Consider the following 19459-nt stretch of genomic DNA (forward strand, 5'->3'; position numbering starts at 1 on the left):
CCGATCACCGGCCCAGACCGAAGATGCCCCGGCCGTGCGGGCTCTCCTTGACCGTTGGCGGCTTGGCCGCGTCGTACCACTCGGCCGTACGGATCTGCTTCATCGCGTCCTTGCGGGCCGCGGCGTCCAGCCGGTCCAGGAAGAGCACCCCGTCGAGGTGGTCGGTCTCGTGCTGCACACAACGAGCCATCAAACCGGTCCCGACCAGCTGGACCGGGTCACCGTGCTCGTTGAAGCCGTTCGCCACGACGTTCTGCCGGCGCTTGGTGTCGATGTAGATGCCCGGGATGGAGAGGCAGCCCTCAGGACCGTCCTGCTCCTCCTCGTCCGGGAAGGAGAGCACCGGGTTGACGATGTGCCCGACCACGTCGTCCACGTCGAACGTGAACACCCGCAGGCCAACACCGAGCTGCGGTGCGGCCAGGCCCGCGCCGCCCTCGTCCTGCATGGTCTCGATCAGGTCCTTGACCAGGTTGCGCAGTTCCTTGTCGAAGTCGACGACAGTATCGGCCGGCGTGCGCAGCACCGGATCACCGAAGAGGCGGATGGGCTGGACGGTCACTCGGCAATACTCCTGATTCTCGGAAACGGCACCCGCCCAGTCTACGGAGTCGTCATCCCCGCCACGGAGTGGCAAGGAGCCGCCAGCGTCGCCACGAAGCCGCGATCCGTCAGAACAGGTCGGCCGGGTCCACCTGCACACGCACCGACGACGCCGCCTTACGAGCACTGCGCACCCCGGCCGCCTCGTGCAACGCGTGCGCCAGGGCGGCCGCACCGGACCGGGACACCCGCAACAGCATCCGCTCCTGCTCGTCAGCGGCCGGAACCGGCCCCAGCACCTCCACCCCGTCCGGCAGCCGCGCCAGCGACAACAACTCGGCGACGGCCTCCGCCTGCCCCGTGACACTCGCCATCCGAGACGCCGGCGGAAAGCCGAGCTCCCGACGTTCGGCCAGCTCACGAGCGGCGAACCAGCCCGGATCCCAGCGCAGCAACGCCTGCACGGGCGCCAGGCCACCATCGGCCACCACGACCACCCGCCCACCGTCCGGCGCGGACCGGGCCAGCGCCGCCGCGTTCAGCCAGCGCCGCATGGTCTCCTCGGCGGCCCGCAGATCGGCCCGGCTCAGCAGTGCCCACGAGTCCAGGAGCAGCACCGCGCCGTACCCCCGCTCGGCGACCGGCTCGGCCCCCGGCGTCGCGACCACCACGCTCGCCTCACCCGGCACCGTGTCCAAAATCTCGTCCCGGCCCGATGTGCGCACCGGCACACCGGGAAAAGCCCGGCCCAGTTCCTCCGCCGTGCGTTTGGCACCGGTCACCGACGCGCGCAGCCGTCGTTCCCCGCAGGCGGGACACGCGTACGCCGCCGCCGCCCGCCCACACCAATGACACATCGGCACATCCCGCGCACCCTGCAACCCCAGCGGCCCCGAACAGTGCGGGCACCGCGCCGGCGTACGGCACTCGGCACACGCCACCGACGGCAGATAACCCCGCCGCGGCACCTGCACCAGCACCGGGTGCCCGGCCTGCAACGCCTGCCGCGCCGTCTGCCACGCCAGGCTGGGCAGCCGGGCGCTGACCGCACCGGGGTCACGAGCCAGTTGCGGGTCGTCCCCGGTCGGCGCGATGGCCGGCGATCGCCGCCGCAACACCGCCCGGGCCGCGACGATCTCCTTCGCCCAGCCGGTCTCCAGAAGCAACTGCCCCTCACCGGTACGCGCGAACCCGCACACCAGAGCCCCGCACTCCCCCAGCTGAGCCCTGGTCAGCAGGACATCCCGCGCGTGCGGGTAGGGCGACCGCGGCTCGGAATGCAGGTCGTCCCCGTCGTCCCAGATCACCACGAGCCCCAGTTTCGGCGCGGGCGCCCACATCGCCGCCCGGGTCCCGACGACCACCGGCACGTGGTGCCGGCTGGCCGCCAGGAACCGCCGGTAGCGCTCGGCGGGCCCGAGTGCCGCATTCAGCGCGACGTGCCGTCCCTCTCCGAGCACGGTACCCAGCGCCCGGTCCACCCGGTCCAGATCCCGCGCGTCGGCGACCACGATGACCACACCGCGCCCGCCCCGCACGGTGGCTGCCGCGGCCTCGGCGATCCGGGCGGCCCAGTCCTCCCCCGGGAGCGCCGACCAGACGGCCCGGGCTGGGCGGCCGTCCTCCAGCGCCCGCAGATATCCGGGCCCGGTCTCATACGAGTCCCACCCACCGGGCGCGGGCGGCGGCGGACCCGGCTCGGCAACCTCAGGCAGACCCGGCTCGGCAACCTCAGGCAGACCCGGCTCGGCAACCTCAGGCGGACCCGGCTCGGCAACCTCAGGCGGACCCGGCTCGGCAACCTCAGGCGGGCTCGGATCGGCGGCCGCAGGGCTGGTCGTCTTGGCGCTCTGGGACTCCACGCGGGCGTGCCGGGGCGGCACCGCCAGTCGCAGCACGTCGGACAGGTTGCCCGCGTAACGGTCGGCGATCGCTCTCGCCAGCCGGGCCACCTCCGGATCGAGCACCCGCTCCGGCGACACGACCTTCTCCAGGAACGCCAGCTTGCCGACGTGCTCCGAACTCTCCACCCGCTCCAGCAGGAACCCGCTCACCAACTGCCCGGCGAACCGGACCTTCACCCGGACCCCGGCCTGCGCAGCCTCGTCATCAGTCGTGGAGACCAGATAGTCGAACGGCCGGTCCAGGTGCGCCAGCGACACATCCACGCACACCCGGGCGACGGGCAGCCGCTCCGCCGGCTCCCGTTCGCTGCGCGTTCCCTTGGTTCCCATCGCCGAACATTCTGCCCGCCCCCTCCGACACTTCCCGCCCGCGCGCCGCCCCGAACCGGATCTTGGGCGATCAACCACCCGATGACGTGGCAGATCACCCAAGATCCCGGGGTCGAGCCGCCGGCGCCGCCGTAGGTCGCTGACGCCATGGCAGCGCGAGCCGGCGAGCGGGCCGGCCACTTCAGTGAGCCAGGCAGCTGACCCGCTCATTCACCAGGTCGATCTCCACCACATCCGGGAAGCGCAACTCCGACCAGAACCCCGCCGGATCCGGGTCCAGCTGATAGCGACTGGCCATCCACACCGTCGGAGCCAGCCCGTGGGTGCCGAGAACCAGCGTGCACCCCCGCGACGCCGCATCGGCCGCATGCCGGACCACAGCCGCGTCGAAGCGGGCGACCACCGAGGCCTGGGGTTCCCAGCCGTCGGGGCAGGTGCCGCCGGCGTACGCGAGGGCCGCCGCGTGGTACTCCTGCTCGTTGCTGAACCAGACGTGCGGCCGGTGCACCTCGGCGAGGTCGGCGTCGGTGACCACGCGCTGGGCGCCGGCGATCTCCTGCATCGTCTGGGCGGCCTTGGGCTCGGTGCTGGAGACGTAGTAGGCCGGGTGGCTCACGTGCAGCCGCAGCAACCGGGAGGCGACGCGGCTGCCCCAGGCCAGGGGCCATCGGTCCGCGGGGACGTCGGGATCGACCGTCGGCATCGCGTGGCGGACGATGATCACCCGCTCGCCCTGAACAGCCGTCATCGCCGAAGAGTAGCCGCCGGAACCACCCGAGAGTCTCATGCGAACAAACACGCAAACGACACCCAAGGAGATCAAGGACGGCGAGATCAAGGACGGCGAGATCAAGGACGGCGAGATCAAGCACGACGGGATCAAGCACGACGGGATCAAGCAAAGGGCCGGCGCCGCGAGAATCCGCGACACCGGCCCCGAAAACCTCAGGAAGCGGCGTTCTTCAGGTCCTGAGCACGATCCGTGCTCTCCCACCGCAGGTCCGGGAGTTCCCGGCCGAAGTGGCCGTACGCAGCCGTCTGCTGGTAGATCGGGCGCAGCAGATCCAGGTCGCGGATGATCGCGGCGGGGCGCAGGTCGAAGACCTCCTTGATCGCCGCCTCGATCCGCTCGACCGGCACGTTCTCGGTGCCGAACGTCTCGACGAACAGCGAGACCGGGTGGGCCTTGCCGATCGCGTACGCCACCTGGGTCTCGCAGCGCTCGGCGAGGCCGGCCGCCACCACGTTCTTGGCGACCCAGCGCATCGCGTACGCCGCGGAGCGGTCCACCTTGGACGGGTCCTTGCCGGAGAACGCGCCGCCGCCGTGCCGGGCGTAGCCGCCGTACGTGTCGACAATGATCTTGCGACCGGTCAGGCCGGCGTCGCCCATCGGGCCGCCGATCTCGAAGCGGCCGGTCGGGTTGACCAGCAGGCGGTAGCCATCGGTGTCGAGGTCGAGGCCTTCCAGCTCGGGGCCGATCACGTGCTCGCGCACGTCCGGGGTCAGCAGCGACTCGAGCGAGATGTCCGCGGCGTGCTGCGAGGAGACGACGACGGTGTCGAGGCGGACCGGGCGCAGACCGTCGTACTCGATGGTGACCTGGGTCTTGCCGTCGGGACGCAGGTAGGGGATGGTGCCGTCCTTGCGCGCGGCGGAGAGCCGGCGGGCCAGGCGGTGAGCGAGCGCGATCGGCAGCGGCATCAGCTCGGGGGTCTCGGAGCAGGCGAAGCCGAACATCATGCCCTGGTCGCCGGCACCCTGCGAGTCCAGAACGTGCTCGCTGTCACCGGAGCGCAGCTCGATGGCGCTGTCGACACCCTGGGCGATGTCCGGCGACTGGGAGCCGATGGAGACGCTGACGCCGCAGGAGGCGCCGTCGAAGCCCTTCTTCGACGAGTCGTAGCCGATGCCCAGGATCGTGTCGCGCACGATCTTGGGGATGTCGGCGTAGGCCTGCGTGGTGACCTCACCCGCGACGTGCACCTGGCCGGTGGTGATGAGGGTCTCCACCGCGACACGGCTGCGCGGGTCCTGCGCGAGCAGGGCGTCGAGAATGCCGTCGCTGATCTGGTCAGCGATCTTGTCCGGGTGGCCTTCCGTGACCGACTCGGAGGTGAACAGGCGGCGTGCCACGGTGCTCCTCAGATTTGTCGAATACAACGTAACGCGGAAGTGTAGTCAGCTCCGCTGGGCGTCTCGGACCTGGGCATCCAGGCGTGCCACGACGTGGTCAAAAATCCTATCGGCCACATCGTCTTTAGGGAGTTCACCGAGTGCCGTGGTGGCACCGTCGGCGCCCAGCAGGGTGACCGTGTTCCGATCTTGGCCGAACACCAGGTCCGGACCTACCTCGTTAACGACGATCAGGTCTGCACGTTTCTTCACCAGCTTGGCACGCGCGTGCTCGAGCGCGTCGTGAGTCTCCGCAGCGAACGCCACGAGAACCTGCCCGGGACGTTTCGCCGCGCCCAATTCGGCGGCGATGTCCGGGTTGGTGGTGAGGACGATCGCGGCCGGCGTACCGTCGTCGGTTTTCTTGATCTTCTGGACCGCGACCGTCTCCGGGCGGAAGTCGGCGGGCGCGGCCGCCATCACCACGACGTCCGCCGACGCCGCGGCCTCGACGGTGGCCTTACGCAGCTCCTCGGTCGTGCCCACCCGCACCAGATCGGCACCGGCCGGATCGGGCAGGCCGACGTTGGCGGCGATCAACGTCACGCGCGCACCGCGAGCCAGCGCCGACCGGGCGAGCGCGTAACCCTGCTTGCCCGAGCTCCGGTTCCCCAGGAAACGCACCGGGTCCAGCGGCTCCCGAGTGCCACCGGCAGTCACCACCACGTGCCGGCCGGCAAGATCACGATCAAGGTCAACACCCCTTCGGTGTACGCGCATCGCGTACTCGAAGATCGCAGCCGGATCCGGCAGCCGCCCCTTCCCGGTGTCCTTACCGGTGAGCCGCCCCACCGCGGGCTCGATCACGATCGCCCCGCGCTCCCGCAGCGTCGCCACGTTCGCCCGCGTCGCCGGGTTCTCCCACATCTCGGTGTGCATGGCCGGCGCGTACACGATCGGGCAGGTCGCCGTCAGCAGCGTGTTGGTGAGCAGGTCGTCGGCGATGCCGTGTGCCGCCTTCGCGAGCAGGTCAGCGGTGGCGGGAGCGACCACGACCAGTTCCGCCGCACGCCCGATCCGCACGTGCGGCACCTCGTGGGCGTCATCCCAGACCTCGGTGGCGACCGGGCGCCCGGAGAGCGCCGCCCAGGTCGGCTCGCCCACGAACTTCAGCGCGGACGCCGTCGGCACCACCCGTACGCCATGACCCGACTCGGTGAACAGGCGCAGCAACTCGCAGGCCTTGTAGGCGGCGATCCCGCCACAGACGCCCAGGACCACTTCGGCCACAGGATCACCCTCCGTCACAGAATCACCTCAGATAACAATTGATCCCGCGCCCACGATGTGGGACACGGGATCAAGGCTTACTACGCAACGTGACGATTTCGGAACTCAGATCGACGACGAAACGGCCGTGCGAAGTGCGATTTCCCCAAGGAGGCGGTACCGGCTCACGTCGCCGCGAACACAGCCCGCAACCGGGAAATCACGGGTTGTCGGTGGCCTCGGCGGTCAGCAGGCCGGCGTTGATCTCACGCATGGCGATGGAGAGCGGCTTCTCCTGCGGCGTGGTCTCGACCAGCGGGCCGACATACTCGAGGAGGCCCTCACCGAGCTGGCTGTAGTAGGCGTTGACCTGGCGGGCGCGCTTGGCCGCGAAGATCACCAGCGAGTACTTCGACGAGGTCTTGTCGAGCAGCTCGTCGATAGGCGGGTTGGTGATTCCTTCGGGGTTCGCGATGGTTCCCACTGTGGTGAATTCCTTAATGCTCGACTGTTGGTGCTCGACAACTGTTGGTGCTCGCCAAACTGTTGATACCCAGAGCTGCTGACGCCCAAAGCTGCTGGGCCGAAGCTGCTGGCACCCGGAGCAGCTGATGTTCGAGCAGTTAATGCTCGACAGCTGAGGTTGGCGTCAAAAATGACGAACCGAGCAAGCTTACCAGCTCATCGGCCGCACGCTCGACGAAGTCGTTCACAACGGTGACGTCGAACTCGGCCTCAGCAGCCAATTCCTCGTCCGCGTGGTGCAGGCGGCGGGCGATGGTCTCCTCGTCGTCGGTGCCCCGGCCGATCAGGCGGCGCTTGAGCTCCTCGACGCTCGGCGGGGCGAGGAAGACCAGGCGGGCCTCCGGCATCGCCGCACGGACCTGCCGGGCGCCCTGTAGGTCGATCTTCAACAAAACGGGCCGGCCCTGTTGGAGCCAGCCCTCGACCTGCGAGCGGGGTGTTCCGTAAAGGTTGCCCGCGAATTCCGCCCACTCCAGCAGTTGGTCGCCGTCGATCAGGCGCTGGAACTCCGACCTGGTCGCGAAGTGGTAATGCTCTCCGTCGGTTTCGTAGTCCCGTTTCTTACGGGTCGTCACCGACACGGACAGTCTGATCCAAGGCGAGCGCGCCCGGATCAGCTCGATCACGCTGTCCTTCCCGACCCCGGAGGGGCCGGACAGAACGGTGAGTCGTGCTGCCGGGCGCGCGTCGTCATCCATGCTCACGGCTCATTCCTACACGAGCCGGTGAGTCAGTTCGCAGCGAACTCCCCCAGGAGGGCCTTGCGCTGCTGGTCGCCGAGACCCCGGAGCCGGCGGCTCTCGGCGATCTTCAGCTTCTCCATGATCTGCGTCGCGCGGATCTTGCCGATGCCCGGCAGCGCCTGAAGCACGGCCGAGACCTTCAGCTTGCCGACGACCTCGTCGCCTTCCGCGCGATCGAGCACGGCGGCCAGGGTGGTCTTCCCGGACTTGAGCTGTTCCTTGAGCTCAGCCCGAGCCTTGCGAACTTCCGCGGCCTTCTCCAGCGCAGCTTGGCGCTGTTCGGGGCTCAGTGACGGGAGCGGCACCAGTTCTCCTCAGGTCCCTATCGCGGCGGTAGCAATACCGGCGCTTCTGTGAAACGTGGTGTGCCAGGGAACCAAAGGGGCATGTGGTTCCCGGCGACCGGAAAACTAGCGGTCAACGACGGTTTCGGCAACGTGGGGGTCCCCCGGAACTTGCCCAGGTCGACGGCCCGTTTCACCCGAGCGCGGCGCGACAGTCGTCCAGAACACGGTTCGTGGCGGCCCGCAGAGCGGCGATCTCCGGACCCGCGGCCAGGACCTCGCGTGAGTACGACGGCAACACGTTCCGCAGGCTTTCGCCGAAGACCGCGCGCAGGTCGGCGGGGGTCGCACCCTGCGCGCCGAGGCCCGGCGAGAGCAGCGGACCGTTGATCTTGGAGAGGTCGTGACCGGTCTCGCCGATCGTCGCGCCGACCACCAGACCGAGGCTCCCTAGCGGCCGCGCACCCTCGTTGACCTGCGCAATCTCGTCGACGACGGTCTGCGCGACGGTTTTCCCGGCGGCCGTGACGGCGTGCTGGAAGACCGGGCCCTCGGGGTTCGAGGTCAGTGCCAGGACGAAGACTCCGCCGCCGTGAGCGGCCGCCACATCGAATGCCGGCTGCAATGAGCCGACTCCCAAATAGGGACTCACAGTAATCGCGTCAGCACGGAGAGAACTCGCCGGATCCAGATATGCGGCCGCGTACGCGGCCATCGTCGAGCCGATGTCGCCACGTTTCACATCGAGCAGGACAAGGGCTCCGGCCTCCCGAGACTGTCGGATAGTTGACTCAAGAATCGCGACGCCACGTGACCCAAATCTCTCAAAAAACGCGGACTGCGGCTTCAGAACGGCCACCCGATCGGCCAGCGCCTCGACGACCGTATGGGCGAAGCGTTCCAGGCCGGCGATGTCGTCGGTAAGGCCCCACCGAGTCAGCAGAGCCGCATGCGGATCGATGCCGACGCACAGCGGGCCCCGCTCCGTGACAGCCGCGTGAAGTCGTTCCCCGAAGGTCTCCATGAAGATTTCCCTCTCCAGTGTCAGCCAGCTGCCACCGCGGCGATCATTCCCGCGGTAATGCGGGCCACGTCCGCGTCGTCCGCCACGTAGGGCGGCATGGTGTAGATCAGGTCCCGGAACGGCCGCAGCCAGACTCCCTCGGCCACCGCGGCCGCCGCCGCCCTCGGCACATCCACGTCGTGGTCGAGCTGCACGACGCCGATCGCGCCCAGGACACGCACGTCCGCGACCCCTGGCGCGCCGCGAAGCGGTTCCAGGCCGTCTTTCAACAGTCTTTCGATCCGGGGTACGGCCGAAGCCCACCCGCCGTCCCGGAGAAGCCCCAGAGAGGCACCGGCCACGGCACACGCCAGCGGGTTACCCATGAAGGTCGGCCCGTGCGCCAGGCCGCCACCCTCGCCCGCCGAGATGGCCGACGCCACCTCCGCCGTGCACAGCGTGGCGGCCAGGGTCAGATACCCCCCGGTCAGTGCCTTGCCGAGACACATGATGTCCGGGCTCACCCCGGCGTGATCGGCGCCGAAGAACCGCCCGGTCCGCCCGAAGCCGGTCGCGATCTCGTCGAGGATCAGGAAGATCCCGTGCGCGGCCGTCGCCTCCCGCAGCACCCTGAGGTACTCCGGATGGTGGAACCGCATCCCGCCGGCACCCTGCACCACCGGCTCGACGATCACGGCGGCCAGCTCGCCCGCGTGCCGCTCGATCATCGACGTCAGCTCGCCGGCGTAGGCCTGGTCGAACTCGGCCGGTGGTGGCCCGGCGAAGACCTGGACGGGCAGCACACCGGTCCAGAGCGCGTGCATCCCGCCGACCGGGTCGCAGACGCTCATCGGATGGAACGTGTCGCCGTGGTACCCGCCGCGCCAGGTGCCCAGCCGCTGCCGGCCCGGCCGCCCCAGCGCCCGCTGCGCCTGCAGCGCCATCTTGATCGCCACTTCGACACCGACCGAGCCGGAGTCGCAGAGGAACACGTGCTCCAGCCCGGCGGGCGCCAACTCGACGAGCGTGTTGGCCAGGCGGATCGCGGGTTCGTGGGTCAGCCCGCCGAACATCACGTGGCTCATCCGGCCGGCCTGCTCGGCGAGGGCGGCGTCCAGCACCGGGTGCCGGTATCCGTGGATCGCCGCCCACCACGACGACATCCCGTCGACGAGCTCCCGGCCGTCCGCCAGCCGCAGCCGCACCCCTTCGGCGCTTTCCACCAGGTAGGGATCGCTGCGGCCGGGCATCGGACCGTACGGATGCCAGACGTGCGCCCGGTCGAGCGCAAGCAGGTCGCGCTCGACCGCGCTCATCGTGCCCCGGTCCTCATAGCGGCCCCGGCCCTCATGGTCGCACCGGCCCTCATGGTCGTCCCGGCCCTCATCGGGCCCGGTGTGAGCGGGGCCGGGCGCTCCGGGCGACCGCCCGGACCAGGTCCGGCCCCTGGTAGATGAAGCCGCTGTAGAGCTGCACCAGCGAGGCACCCGCGTCGAGCAGGCGGGACGCGTCGTCGGCGGACATGACGCCGCCCACCCCGATGATCGGCAGTCGCCCGCCGGTCTCGTCGTGGACGAACTTGACCACCGCCCGGGACCGCTCGGTGAGCGGTTTGCCGGAGAGCCCACCGGCCTCGCCGGCCAGGTGCTTGTCGGACTCGGCCAGCCCGTCCCGCGCCAGGGTGGTGTTGGTGGCGATCAGGCCGGCCGCGTCATGCTCGAGGCAGACCTCCAGCAGGTCGGCGATGGCTGACTCGGTCAGGTCCGGGGCGATCTTCACCAGCACCGGCACCGGCCCGTTCAGCGCCTTCAGCAGGGCGGCGATCGAGTCCTTGTCCTGCAGGGTGCGCAGGCCCGGTGTGTTCGGCGAGGAGACGTTCACCGCGATGTAGTCGGCGTACGGGTGCAGCAGCCGGTACGAGGTGAGGTAGTCGTCGACGGCCTCGTCGAGCGGGGTGACCTTGGACTTGCCGAGCGAGACGCCCAGCGGCACCGGCAGCGGGCCGAGGGCGGCCAGGCGCTCGGCCAGGGCCGCCGCCCCCTCGTTGTTGAAGCCCATCCGGTTGATGATCGCCTGGCTCTGGATGGCCCGGAACAGCCGCGGCCGGTCGTTGCCGGGCTGCGCCTTCGCGGTGACCGTCCCGACCTCGACGAAGCCGAACCCGAGCGCGGGCCACGCGGGCAGCGCGACCCCGTTCTTGTCCATCCCGGCGGCCAGGCCCACCCGGTTCGGGAACCGGACGCCGAACACGTCCACCGGCGCGGAGAACGCGTACCGGCTGCGCAGGGCTGCCAGAGCGGGCGCCGGGAGCGCGGCGAGGCGCTTCAGCGTCCACTCGTGGGCGTGCTCGGCGTCACCGCCGCCCAGCCGGAACAGAACCGGCCGGACGGCGTCCGAGAACAGGTTCACTCGTTGCCCCGAAGTGCCTTGTGGAGATCTTGAAGCGGGCGAACCGTCATGTCGCCGCGCATGAGCGCCTCGATGCCCATCACAGCGGCGGCCGCGCCGGGCACCGTGGTGATGCTCGGGACGTCCGCGGTGACCGCGGCGCTGCGAATCTCGTACCCGTCCAGGCGGGCACTCGCGCCCGAGCCCTGCGGGGTGTTGATGATCAGCGAGATCTCGCCGGCCAGGATCAGCTCGACCGCGTTCTTCCCCGGGCTCTCGTAGTGCTTCGGCACGATCTCGCAGTCGATGCCGTACCGGCGCAGCACCTCGCCGGTGCCCGCGGTGGTGACGATCGTGAAGCCCAGGTCGGCGAGCCGCTTCACCGGGAAGATCATCGAACGCTTGTCGCGGTTGGCCACCGAGACGAACACCTTGCCGCTCGTCGGCAGCGAGCCGTACGCGGCCGCCTGCGACTTGGCGAACGCCTGCCCGTAGCCGGCGTCGATGCCCATCACCTCGCCGGTCGACTTCATCTCCGGGCTGAGCAGGTTGTCCACGCTCTTGCCGGCCGGCGTGCGGAACCGCTTGAACGGCAGCACCGCCTCCTTGATGGCGATCGGCGCGTTCGGCGGCGTGATCCCGCCGTCGCCGGTCGGCAGCAGGATGCCCTCGGCGCGCAGCTCGGCGATGGTCGCGCCGAGCATGATCCGGGCCGCCGCCTTGGCCAGCGGCACCGCCGTCGCCTTCGACACGAACGGCACCGTCCGCGACGCCCGCGGGTTCGCCTCCAGCACGTAGAGGGTCTCGTCCTTGAGCGCGTACTGGACGTTGAGCAGGCCGCGCACCCCGACACCGCGGGCGATCGCCTCGGTGTAGCGGCGCACCTCGGCCAGGTGCGTGGCGGCAAGGTTGATCGGCGGCAGCGAGCAGGCCGAGTCGCCGGAGTGGATACCGGCCTCCTCGATGTGCTCCATCACGCCGCCCATGTAGACCTCGCCGGTGGCGTCGCAGAGCGCGTCCACGTCGATCTCGATGGCGTCGTCGAGGAACCGGTCCACCAGCACCGGGTGGTCCGGCGAGATCTCGGTGGCCCGCTCGATGTAGCCCTTCAGCGTGGGCTCGTCGTAGACGATCTCCATGCCCCGGCCGCCCAGTACGTACGACGGTCGCACCAGCACCGGGTAGCCGATCGTGTCGGCGATCGCCTTCGCGCCGTCGAAGCTGACGGCGGTGCCGTGATCCGGCGAGCGCAGTTCGGCCTTGTTCAGCACCTCGCCGAACAGGCCACGGTCCTCGGCCAGGTCGATCGACTCGGGCGAGGTGCCGACGATCGGTACGCCGGCCGCCTTCAACCGGTTCGCCAGGCCGAGCGGCGTCTGCCCGCCGAGCTGCACGATCACACCGACGACACCCGGCCCACCGGCCGCCTTGCCGGAACTGTCCTCGGCGTGGAACACCTCGAGGACGTCCTCGAACGTCAGCGGTTCGAAGTAGAGCCGGTCCGCGGTGTCGTAGTCGGTGGACACCGTCTCCGGGTTGCAGTTGACCATCACGGTCTCGAAGTCCGCGCCACGCAGCGCCTGGACAGCGTGCACACAGGAGTAGTCGAACTCGATGCCCTGCCCGATCCGGTTCGGACCGGACCCGAGGATCAGGACCTTGGGCCGGTCGCTCGGCGCCACCTCGGTCTCCTCGTCGTACGACGAGTAGTGGTACGGGGTGTTCGCCTGGAACTCGGCGGCACAGGTGTCCACAGTCTTGTAGACCGGGCGGATCCCGAGGCGGTGCCGCAATGCCCGTACCCCGTCCTCGCCCGAAAGCTCGGGGCGCAGCGCCGCAAGCTGCAGGTCGGAGAGCCCGGACCGCTTCGCCCGGCGCAGCAGTTCGTCGTCGAGGACCGGCGCTTCGAGGATCTCGGCGCGCAGGTCGACAAGCGCCTGGATCTCGTCGAGGAACCAGGGGTCGATCCGGCCGCTCGCCTCGTGCACCTGCTCGACGCTCGCACCCAGCCGCAGCGCCGCCTCCACCGTGTAGAGACGACCGTCGTGCGGCGTGCGCAGTGCCTCCAGCGCCTCGTCGACGTCGTCGAAGGTCGGCGCGGTCCAGAAGCCGATGGCCTTGGTCTCCATCGACCGCATCGCCTTGTTCAGCGCCTCGGCGAAGTTGCGGCCCAGGCTCATCGCCTCGCCCACCGACTTCATCGTGGTGGTGAGCTCCTTGTCGGCGCCCGGGAACTTCTCGAACGCGAACCGCGGAATCTTGACGACCACGTAGTCCAGGGCGGGCTCGAAGGCGGCCGGCGTCTTCAGCGTGATGTCGTTCGGGATCTCGTCGAGCGTGTAGCCGATGGCCAGCTTCGCGGCGATCTTGGCGATCGGGAAGCCGGTGGCCTTCGAGGCCAGCGCCGAGGAGCGGGAGACGCGCGGGTTCATCTCGATCACGATCATCCGGCCGTCGTCCGGGTTGATCGCGAACTGGATGTTGCAGCCGCCGGTCTCCACGCCGACCTCGCGCAGCACGGCGATGCCCAGGTCACGCAGCTTCTGGTACTCCCGGTCGGTGAGCGTCATGGCCGGCGCGACGGTGACGCTGTCGCCGGTGTGCACGCCCATCGGGTCGATGTTCTCGATCGAGCAGACCACCACGACGTTGTCGTTCTTGTCGCGCATCAGCTCGAGCTCGTACTCCTTCCAGCCGAGCACGCTCTCCTCGATGAGCACCTCGTGCACCGGGGAGGCGGCCAGGCCGGCACCGGCGATCCGCTCCAGGTCCTCGTCGGTGTGCGCCATGCCGGACCCCAGGCCGCCCATCGTGAACGACGGGCGGATGACGACCGGCAGACCGATGTCGGCGACCGTCTCGCGTACCTCGTCCATCGAGTGACAGACCCGCGAGCGGGGCGTCTCGCCACCGGCTTGCGCGACGATGTCCTTGAAGAGCTGGCGGTCCTCGCCCTTGCGGATCGCGTCGACGTTGGCGCCGATCAGCTCGACGCCGTACTTCTCCAGGACACCGCTCTCGTGCAGCGCGATCGCGGTGTTCAGCGCGGTCTGACCGCCGAGGGTCGGCAGGATCGCGTCCGGGCGCTCCTTGGCGATGATCAGCTCGACGAACTCCGGCGTGATCGGCTCGACGTAGGTGGCGTCGGCGAACTCCGGGTCGGTCATGATCGTGGCCGGGTTCGAGTTGACCAGCGAGACGCGGATGCCCTCGGCCCGCAGCACCCGGCACGCCTGGGTGCCGGAGTAGTCGAACTCGCAGGCCTGGCCGATGACGATCGGGCCGGACCCGATCACCATGATGTGCTTGAGATCTTCACGTTTCGGCATGGTGGTCAGCCCTTCTTTTCCACGAGCTCCACGAACCTGTCGAACAGGTAGTCCGCGTCGTGCGGGCCGGCGGCGGCCTCGGGGTGGTACTGGACGGTGAAGGCGGGCACGTCGATGCCCCGCAGGCCCTCGACCACGTTGTCGTTGAGGCAGACGTGCGAGACCTCGACACCACCGAAGTCGGTGTCGATCACGGTGTTCAGCGGCGCGTCCACGGCGAAACCGTGGTTGTGGCTGGTCACCTCGACCTTGCCGGTGGTCCGGTCGAGCACCGGCTGGTTGATGCCGCGGTGGCCGTACCCCAGCTTGTAGGTGCCGAAGCCGAGCGCGCGGCCGAGGATCTGGCTGCCGAAGCAGATGCCGAACAGCGGCACCTCCCGGCGCAGCACCTCGCGGGCCAGGCTCACCGGGCCGTCGGCGGTCGCCGGGTCGCCCGGGCCGGGCGAGAAGAAGACCGCGTCCGGTCCGACCGTCAGCAGGTCGTCGATCGACGAGGAGGCCGGGAAGATGTGCGTGGTGACACCGCGGGCGGCGAGCCGGCGTGCCACGTTGCGCTTGATGCCCAGGTCGAGGGCGGCGACCGTGTAGCGGTGCTCCCCCTCGGCCTTGACCGTGTAGATCTCCGACGTGGTCACCTGGGCGGACAGGTCGGCGCCGAGCATCTGCGGCTGGGCGAGCACCCGCTGGCGTACCGACTCCGGGTCCAGGTCCAGGGTGGAGATGCCGACCCGCATGGCGCCCCGCTCGCGCAGGTGCCGGGTGAGCGCGCGGGTGTCGACGCCGCTGATGCCGACCACACCCTCGGCGGCCAGGCGCTCGCCGAGGTCACCCTGGGAGCGCCAGTTCGAGGGGCGGCGGGCCGGATCGCGTACGACGTAACCGGCCACCCAGATCCGATCCGACTCGTCGTCCTCGTCGTTGACGCCGGTGTTGCCGATCTGCGGCGCGGTCTGCACCACGACCTGCCGGTGGTACGACGGGTCGGTGAGCGTCTCCTGATAGCCCGTCATGCCGGTGGTGAACACGGCCTCGCCGAACGTCTCACCCACGGCACCGTACGAGGTACCGGCGAAGGTACGCCCGTCCTCCAGAACAAGAATCGCCTTGGCCATTACTTGACTGCCTTCCCGTCCAGAACCGTCGGCTCGCCCCGCAGGAAGGTCGCGACGATGCGACCGGGCAGGGTGTGGCCCGCGTACGGCGTGTTGCGGCTGCGGCTCGCCAGCTCCGCCGGGTCGACGACCCAGCGGGCGGACGGGTCCACCAGCGTGAGGTTGGCCGGCGTACCGGCCGTCAGGTCACCGCCGTGCCCGGTCAGACCGGCGATGCGGGCCGGCGCGATCGACATCCGGTCGGCGATCAGGTCCCACTGCTCGCCGTAGATGCTGAGCACGATCGGCAGAGCGGTCTGCAGGCCCAGCATGCCGGGGCGCGCGTACGCCCACTCGCACTCCTTGTCCTGCACGGCGTGCGGAGCGTGATCGGTGGCGACCACGTCGATGATGCCGTCCAGCAGAGCCTGCCGGAGGGCTTCGACGTCTTTCCGCGTACGCAACGGGGGGTTGACCTTGAAGACCGGGTCGTAACCCGCCGCGAGCTCGTCGGTGAGCAGGAGATGGTGGGGTGTGACCTCAGCCGTCACCCGCACACCGCGTGCCTTGGCCTGGCGCAGCACCTCGACCGACCCGGCCGTCGAGACGTGGCAGACGTGCAGGCGGCTGCCGACGTGCTCGGCCAGGAGCACGTCGCGGGCGATGATCGCCTCCTCGGCCACAGCGGGCCAGCCGGTCAGGCCGAGCCGCGTGCTGACCTCACCCTCGTGCATCTGCGCGCCCTCGGTGAGGCGGTGCTCCTCGGCGTGCTGGGCGATCACGCCGTCGAACGCCTTCACGTACTCCAGGGCCCGGCGCATCAGCTTCGGGTCGGCGACGCAGAACCCGTCGTCGGAGAAGATCCGCACGTTCGCGGCGGAGGTGGCCATCGCGCCCAGCTCGGCCAGCTGCTTGCCGGCCAGCCCGACGGTGACGGCGCCGATCGGCTGCACGTCCACCAGGCCCGCCTCGCGGCCCAGCCGCCAGACCTGCTCGACGACGCCCGCGGTGTCGGCGACCGGCGAGGTGTTCGCCATCGCACAGACCGCTGTGTAGCCGCCGAGGGCTGCTGCCCGGGAGCCGCTCTCGACGGTCTCGGCGTCCTCGCGGCCGGGTTCACGCAGGTGGGTGTGTACGTCCACCAGGCCCGGCAGGGCGACGAGCCCGGCGGCGTTGATGACTTCGGCGGCACTATCGGACTTGTCCGTTATTTCGCCATTTTCGATGAACAAGTCGGTCGGCTCGGCGCCGAGGATCGAGACGTCCTTGAGCAGGTACGCCATCACTTGCCTCCCAAAAGCAGGTAGAGGACTGCCATCCGGACGCTGACGCCGTTGGCGACCTGTTCGACGATCGTGGAGCGGGGCGAGTCGGCCACCTCGGGCGCGATCTCCATGCCGCGGTTCATCGGACCCGGGTGCATGACGATCGCGTGCTCCGGGAGCTTGCCCATGCGGGCCACGTCCAGCCCGTAACGGCGGCTGTACTCGCGGGCGGACGGGAAGTAGGAGTCCTGCATGCGCTCGGTCTGCACGCGCAGCATCATCACCACGTCGCTGTCCGGCAGCACCGTGTCCAGGTCGTAGGAGACCTGGGTCTTCTCCGCCAGCGCCGCGGCGATGTCCACCGGGATCAGCGTCGGCGGGCCGACGAGCGTGACGTGCGCACCGAGCGTGGTCAGCAGCAGGACGTTCGAGCGTGCCACCCGGCTGTGCAGGACGTCACCCACGATCGCGACGCGCAGGCCGTCAAGACGACCAAGACGAGACCTCATCGTGTACGCGTCCAGCAGCGCCTGTGTCGGATGCTCGTGAGTGCCGTCACCGGCGTTGACCACCGAACCGTCGACCCACTCGGCCAGCCGGTGCGGAGCCCCGCTGGCGCCGTGCCGGATCACCACCGCGTCGGCGCCCATGGCCTGCAGGGTCAGCGCGGTGTCCTTGAGGCTCTCGCCCTTCGAGACGCTGGAACCCTTGGCCGAGAAGTTGATGACGTCGGCGGAGAGCCGCTTGGCGGCCGCCTCGAACGAGATCCGGGTCCGCGTGGAGTCCTCGTAGAAGAGGTTGACCACGGTGCGGCCTCGCAGCGCGGGCAGCTTCTTCACCTCGCGGCCGGAGAGCGCCGCCATCTCGCCGGCGGTGTCCAGGATCAGCGTGGCGGTGGCCGCGTCCAGGTCGGCGGCCGAGCGCAAATGCTTGATCAACTGAGGCCTCCCGGCAGCGTGCCGGTGGCCACGCGTCCATGCTCGATCAACTGAGGCCTCCCGGCAGCGTGCCGGTGGCCACGCGTCCATGCTCGATCAACTGAGGCCTCCCAGCAGCGTGCCGGTGGCCACGTGTCCATGCTCGATCAACTGAGGCCTCCCAGCAGTTTGACCTCGTCGGTGCCGTCGATCTCGGTGAGCGAGACCTTGACGCTCTCGCTGAGCGCGGTGGGGATGTTCTTACCCACGTAGTCGGCGCGGATCGGCAACTGCCGGTGACCCCTGTCGACAAGCACCGCGAGCTGCACCGAACTGGGCCGGCCGACATCGTTCAGCGCGTCCAGCGCGGCCCGCACCGACCGGCCGGAGAACAGCACGTCGTCGACGATGATCACCCGCAGTCCGTCGATGCCGCCGCCGGGCATCTCGGTCTTACCGAGCGCACGGGTGGCCCGCATCCGCAGGTCGTCGCGGTAGAGCGTGATGTCGAGCGAGCCCACCGGGACGTCGACGCCTTCGAAGGCGTGGATGCGGGCGGCGAGGCGGTGAGCGAGCGGGACACCGCGGGTCGGAATTCCCAGCAGCACGGTGCCGGTCGCGCCCGAAGTCTTCTCGAGAATCTGATGGGCGATCCGGTCGACGACCCGGTGCAGGTCGGACTCCGCCAAAATGATCTTGCTTGGGGTGTCTGCGCGTGGTTGTGCCACGGCGGACCTCCTTCCCCGCCTCACTGGACGGGTCGTTAAAGGACGTCGGTGTGGTCGAACACATCCCGGGCTGCGCTTCTGGACCGTTTGACTGCGCTTCTGGACCGTTTGACTGCGCTTCTGGACCGTTTGACTGCCGGACCGTCTGCTCGCTGGACCCCGGATCTTCCGACCGTATGGCTGACGCTACGTTACCAGTGCACGCAGCGTTGACCATGGTGACGTGCCTGACCCGAATCGGCCCCGGATCGACGCGGGCGCGAGGACTCATCGGTAACCAGCACTTGACCGGCAGGCGCAAACTCCGTACCGTCACGCAGCGTAGCGATCCGTGAGGAAAGAACCCTCGCGGGCCAGCACAGTACCGGGAGTGTCCGTATGCCGTCTGAGTACGCGAAGTCGCTGGGCGCTCGCCTGCGCTCCATCCGCCAGCAGCAGGGCCTGTCCCTGCAGGGTGTCGAAGAGAAGTCCAACGGCCGCTGGAAGGCGGTAGTGGTCGGCTCCTACGAGCGGGGTGACCGCGCCGTCACCGTGTCGCGCCTTGCCGAACTGGCCGACTTCTACCGTGTGCCCGTCTCCGAACTGCTGCCCGACGGCAGTGGTATCCGCCTCGAGGCGACCAACAAGATCGTGCTGGACCTGGAGAAGCTGTACGACACCACCGGCGAGGACCTCGCCTACGTGGCGCGGTACGCCCGGGCCATCCAGCAGCAGCGCGGCGACTACAACGGCCGCGTCCTCTCCATCCGCGCCGACGACCTGCGCGCGCTCGCCATCGTCTACGACATCTCGCCGTCCGGCCTCATCGAGCGCCTGACCGAGCAGGGTGTCCTCGTCGCCGACCCGCGCGCGTTCTTCGCCAGCTGATTTTTCGCACCACCCGTAACGCCCCCCGTAAGCCCGCGTCGCCCCCCGACGCGGGCTTTCGCCTTTCCGGCCCTTCCCGCCGCGCCACCGCCCCGCCGCTCGGCCGCCCCGCCGCTCGGCCGCCCCGCCGCTCGGCCGCCCCGCCGCTCGGCCGCCCC

At 69.6% G+C, this 19459-nt stretch carries 17 protein-coding genes; 1 reads left to right on the forward strand and 16 read right to left on the reverse strand.

Translation table 11 applies throughout. The features are described from left to right. Positions 1-4: 4 nt before the first annotated feature. The 16 genes from def to pyrR form a co-directional block, all read right to left on the reverse strand. Positions 5-562, reverse strand: a complete 558-nt coding sequence (gene def, locus ACFQV6_RS21355) for a peptide deformylase (protein ID WP_378029295.1) — start codon at positions 560-562, stop codon at positions 5-7. A gap of 109 nt (positions 563-671) precedes the next feature. Next, on the reverse strand, positions 672-2711 hold the full coding sequence (locus ACFQV6_RS21360) for a primosomal protein N' (RefSeq protein ID WP_378029371.1): 2040 nt from the start codon (positions 2709-2711) through the stop codon (positions 672-674). A gap of 247 nt (positions 2712-2958) precedes the next feature. After that, a complete protein-coding gene (locus ACFQV6_RS21365) occupies positions 2959-3525 on the reverse strand; it encodes a histidine phosphatase family protein (protein WP_378029296.1) in 567 nt (188 codons plus the stop codon). Positions 3526-3722: 197 nt separating this feature from the next. Further along, positions 3723-4913, reverse strand: coding sequence for a methionine adenosyltransferase (metK, locus tag ACFQV6_RS21370; protein ID WP_378029297.1), 1191 nt, complete (start codon positions 4911-4913; stop codon positions 3723-3725). A gap of 45 nt (positions 4914-4958) precedes the next feature. Next, positions 4959-6182 (reverse strand): bifunctional phosphopantothenoylcysteine decarboxylase/phosphopantothenate--cysteine ligase CoaBC, encoded by a 1224-nt coding sequence (coaBC, locus tag ACFQV6_RS21375; RefSeq protein WP_378029298.1) that lies wholly within the window; start codon positions 6180-6182, stop codon positions 4959-4961. 199 nt (positions 6183-6381) lie between these two features. Beyond that, the gene (gene rpoZ, locus ACFQV6_RS21380) at positions 6382-6645 is read right to left on the reverse strand and encodes a DNA-directed RNA polymerase subunit omega (RefSeq protein ID WP_015623990.1); all 264 of its coding nucleotides are present in this window, start codon (positions 6643-6645) and stop codon (positions 6382-6384) included. 139 nt (positions 6646-6784) lie between these two features. Continuing rightward, positions 6785-7384, reverse strand: a complete 600-nt coding sequence (gmk, locus tag ACFQV6_RS21385; protein ID WP_378029299.1) for a guanylate kinase — start codon at positions 7382-7384, stop codon at positions 6785-6787. A 32-nt stretch (positions 7385-7416) separates the two neighbouring features. Further along, complete coding sequence (gene mihF / locus ACFQV6_RS21390) at positions 7417-7734, reverse strand: integration host factor, actinobacterial type (RefSeq protein WP_111654488.1); 318 nt, start codon at positions 7732-7734, stop codon at positions 7417-7419. Between the two features lie 172 nt (positions 7735-7906). After that, positions 7907-8737, reverse strand: a complete 831-nt coding sequence (gene pyrF / locus ACFQV6_RS21395; RefSeq protein ID WP_378029300.1) for an orotidine-5'-phosphate decarboxylase — start codon at positions 8735-8737, stop codon at positions 7907-7909. 20 nt (positions 8738-8757) lie between these two features. After that, the gene (locus tag ACFQV6_RS21400) at positions 8758-10032 is read right to left on the reverse strand and encodes an adenosylmethionine--8-amino-7-oxononanoate transaminase (protein WP_378029301.1); all 1275 of its coding nucleotides are present in this window, start codon (positions 10030-10032) and stop codon (positions 8758-8760) included. 67 nt (positions 10033-10099) lie between these two features. Further along, positions 10100-11125 (reverse strand): quinone-dependent dihydroorotate dehydrogenase, encoded by a 1026-nt coding sequence (locus ACFQV6_RS21405; RefSeq protein WP_378029302.1) that lies wholly within the window; start codon positions 11123-11125, stop codon positions 10100-10102. Further along, positions 11122-14433, reverse strand: coding sequence for a carbamoyl-phosphate synthase large subunit (gene carB / locus ACFQV6_RS21410; protein WP_378029303.1), 3312 nt, complete (start codon positions 14431-14433; stop codon positions 11122-11124). Before carB ends, ACFQV6_RS21405 begins: the two co-directional genes overlap by 4 nt. Positions 14434-14438: 5 nt before the next feature. After that, complete coding sequence (gene carA / locus ACFQV6_RS21415; RefSeq protein WP_378029304.1) at positions 14439-15545, reverse strand: glutamine-hydrolyzing carbamoyl-phosphate synthase small subunit; 1107 nt, start codon at positions 15543-15545, stop codon at positions 14439-14441. After that, positions 15545-16810 carry a dihydroorotase gene (locus tag ACFQV6_RS21420; RefSeq protein ID WP_378029305.1) on the reverse strand — a complete coding sequence of 422 codons (1266 nt, stop codon included), beginning with the start codon at positions 16808-16810 and terminating at the stop codon, positions 15545-15547. The genes carA and ACFQV6_RS21420 overlap by 1 nt, the downstream gene beginning before the upstream one ends. Beyond that, positions 16807-17727: an aspartate carbamoyltransferase catalytic subunit gene (locus ACFQV6_RS21425; RefSeq protein WP_378029306.1), complete on the reverse strand. Its 921-nt coding sequence runs from the start codon at positions 17725-17727 to the stop codon at positions 16807-16809. Before ACFQV6_RS21425 ends, ACFQV6_RS21420 begins: the two co-directional genes overlap by 4 nt. 146 nt (positions 17728-17873) lie before the next feature. Continuing rightward, a complete protein-coding gene (gene pyrR / locus ACFQV6_RS21430; RefSeq protein WP_378029307.1) occupies positions 17874-18458 on the reverse strand; it encodes a bifunctional pyr operon transcriptional regulator/uracil phosphoribosyltransferase PyrR in 585 nt (194 codons plus the stop codon). Positions 18459-18812: 354 nt separating this feature from the next. Between pyrR and ACFQV6_RS21435 the strand changes: the two genes are divergently transcribed. Beyond that, positions 18813-19301 carry a transcriptional regulator gene (locus ACFQV6_RS21435; RefSeq protein ID WP_014446326.1) on the forward strand — a complete coding sequence of 163 codons (489 nt, stop codon included), beginning with the start codon at positions 18813-18815 and terminating at the stop codon, positions 19299-19301. The last annotated feature ends 158 nt before the right edge of the window (positions 19302-19459 follow it).

The organism is Actinoplanes sp. GCM10030250 (assembly GCF_042666575.1).
Classification (GTDB): domain Bacteria; phylum Actinomycetota; class Actinomycetes; order Mycobacteriales; family Micromonosporaceae; genus Actinoplanes.

What these genes read in the sequence shown, in the direction of transcription:
- carA (WP_378029304.1), bottom strand. Translation starts at nt 15,545, where the DNA reads ATGGCCAAGGCGATTCTTGTTCTGGAGGACGGGCGTACCTTCGCCGGT.
- ACFQV6_RS21400 (WP_378029301.1), bottom strand. Translation starts at nt 10,032, where the DNA reads ATGAGCGCGGTCGAGCGCGACCTGCTTGCGCTCGACCGGGCGCACGTC.
- ACFQV6_RS21365 (WP_378029296.1), bottom strand. Translation starts at nt 3,525, where the DNA reads ATGACGGCTGTTCAGGGCGAGCGGGTGATCATCGTCCGCCACGCGATG.
- pyrF (WP_378029300.1), bottom strand. Translation starts at nt 8,737, where the DNA reads ATGGAGACCTTCGGGGAACGACTTCACGCGGCTGTCACGGAGCGGGGC.
- ACFQV6_RS21435 (WP_014446326.1), top strand. Translation starts at nt 18,813, where the DNA reads ATGCCGTCTGAGTACGCGAAGTCGCTGGGCGCTCGCCTGCGCTCCATC.
- carB (WP_378029303.1), bottom strand. Translation starts at nt 14,433, where the DNA reads ATGCCGAAACGTGAAGATCTCAAGCACATCATGGTGATCGGGTCCGGC.
- gmk (WP_378029299.1), bottom strand. Translation starts at nt 7,384, where the DNA reads ATGGATGACGACGCGCGCCCGGCAGCACGACTCACCGTTCTGTCCGGC.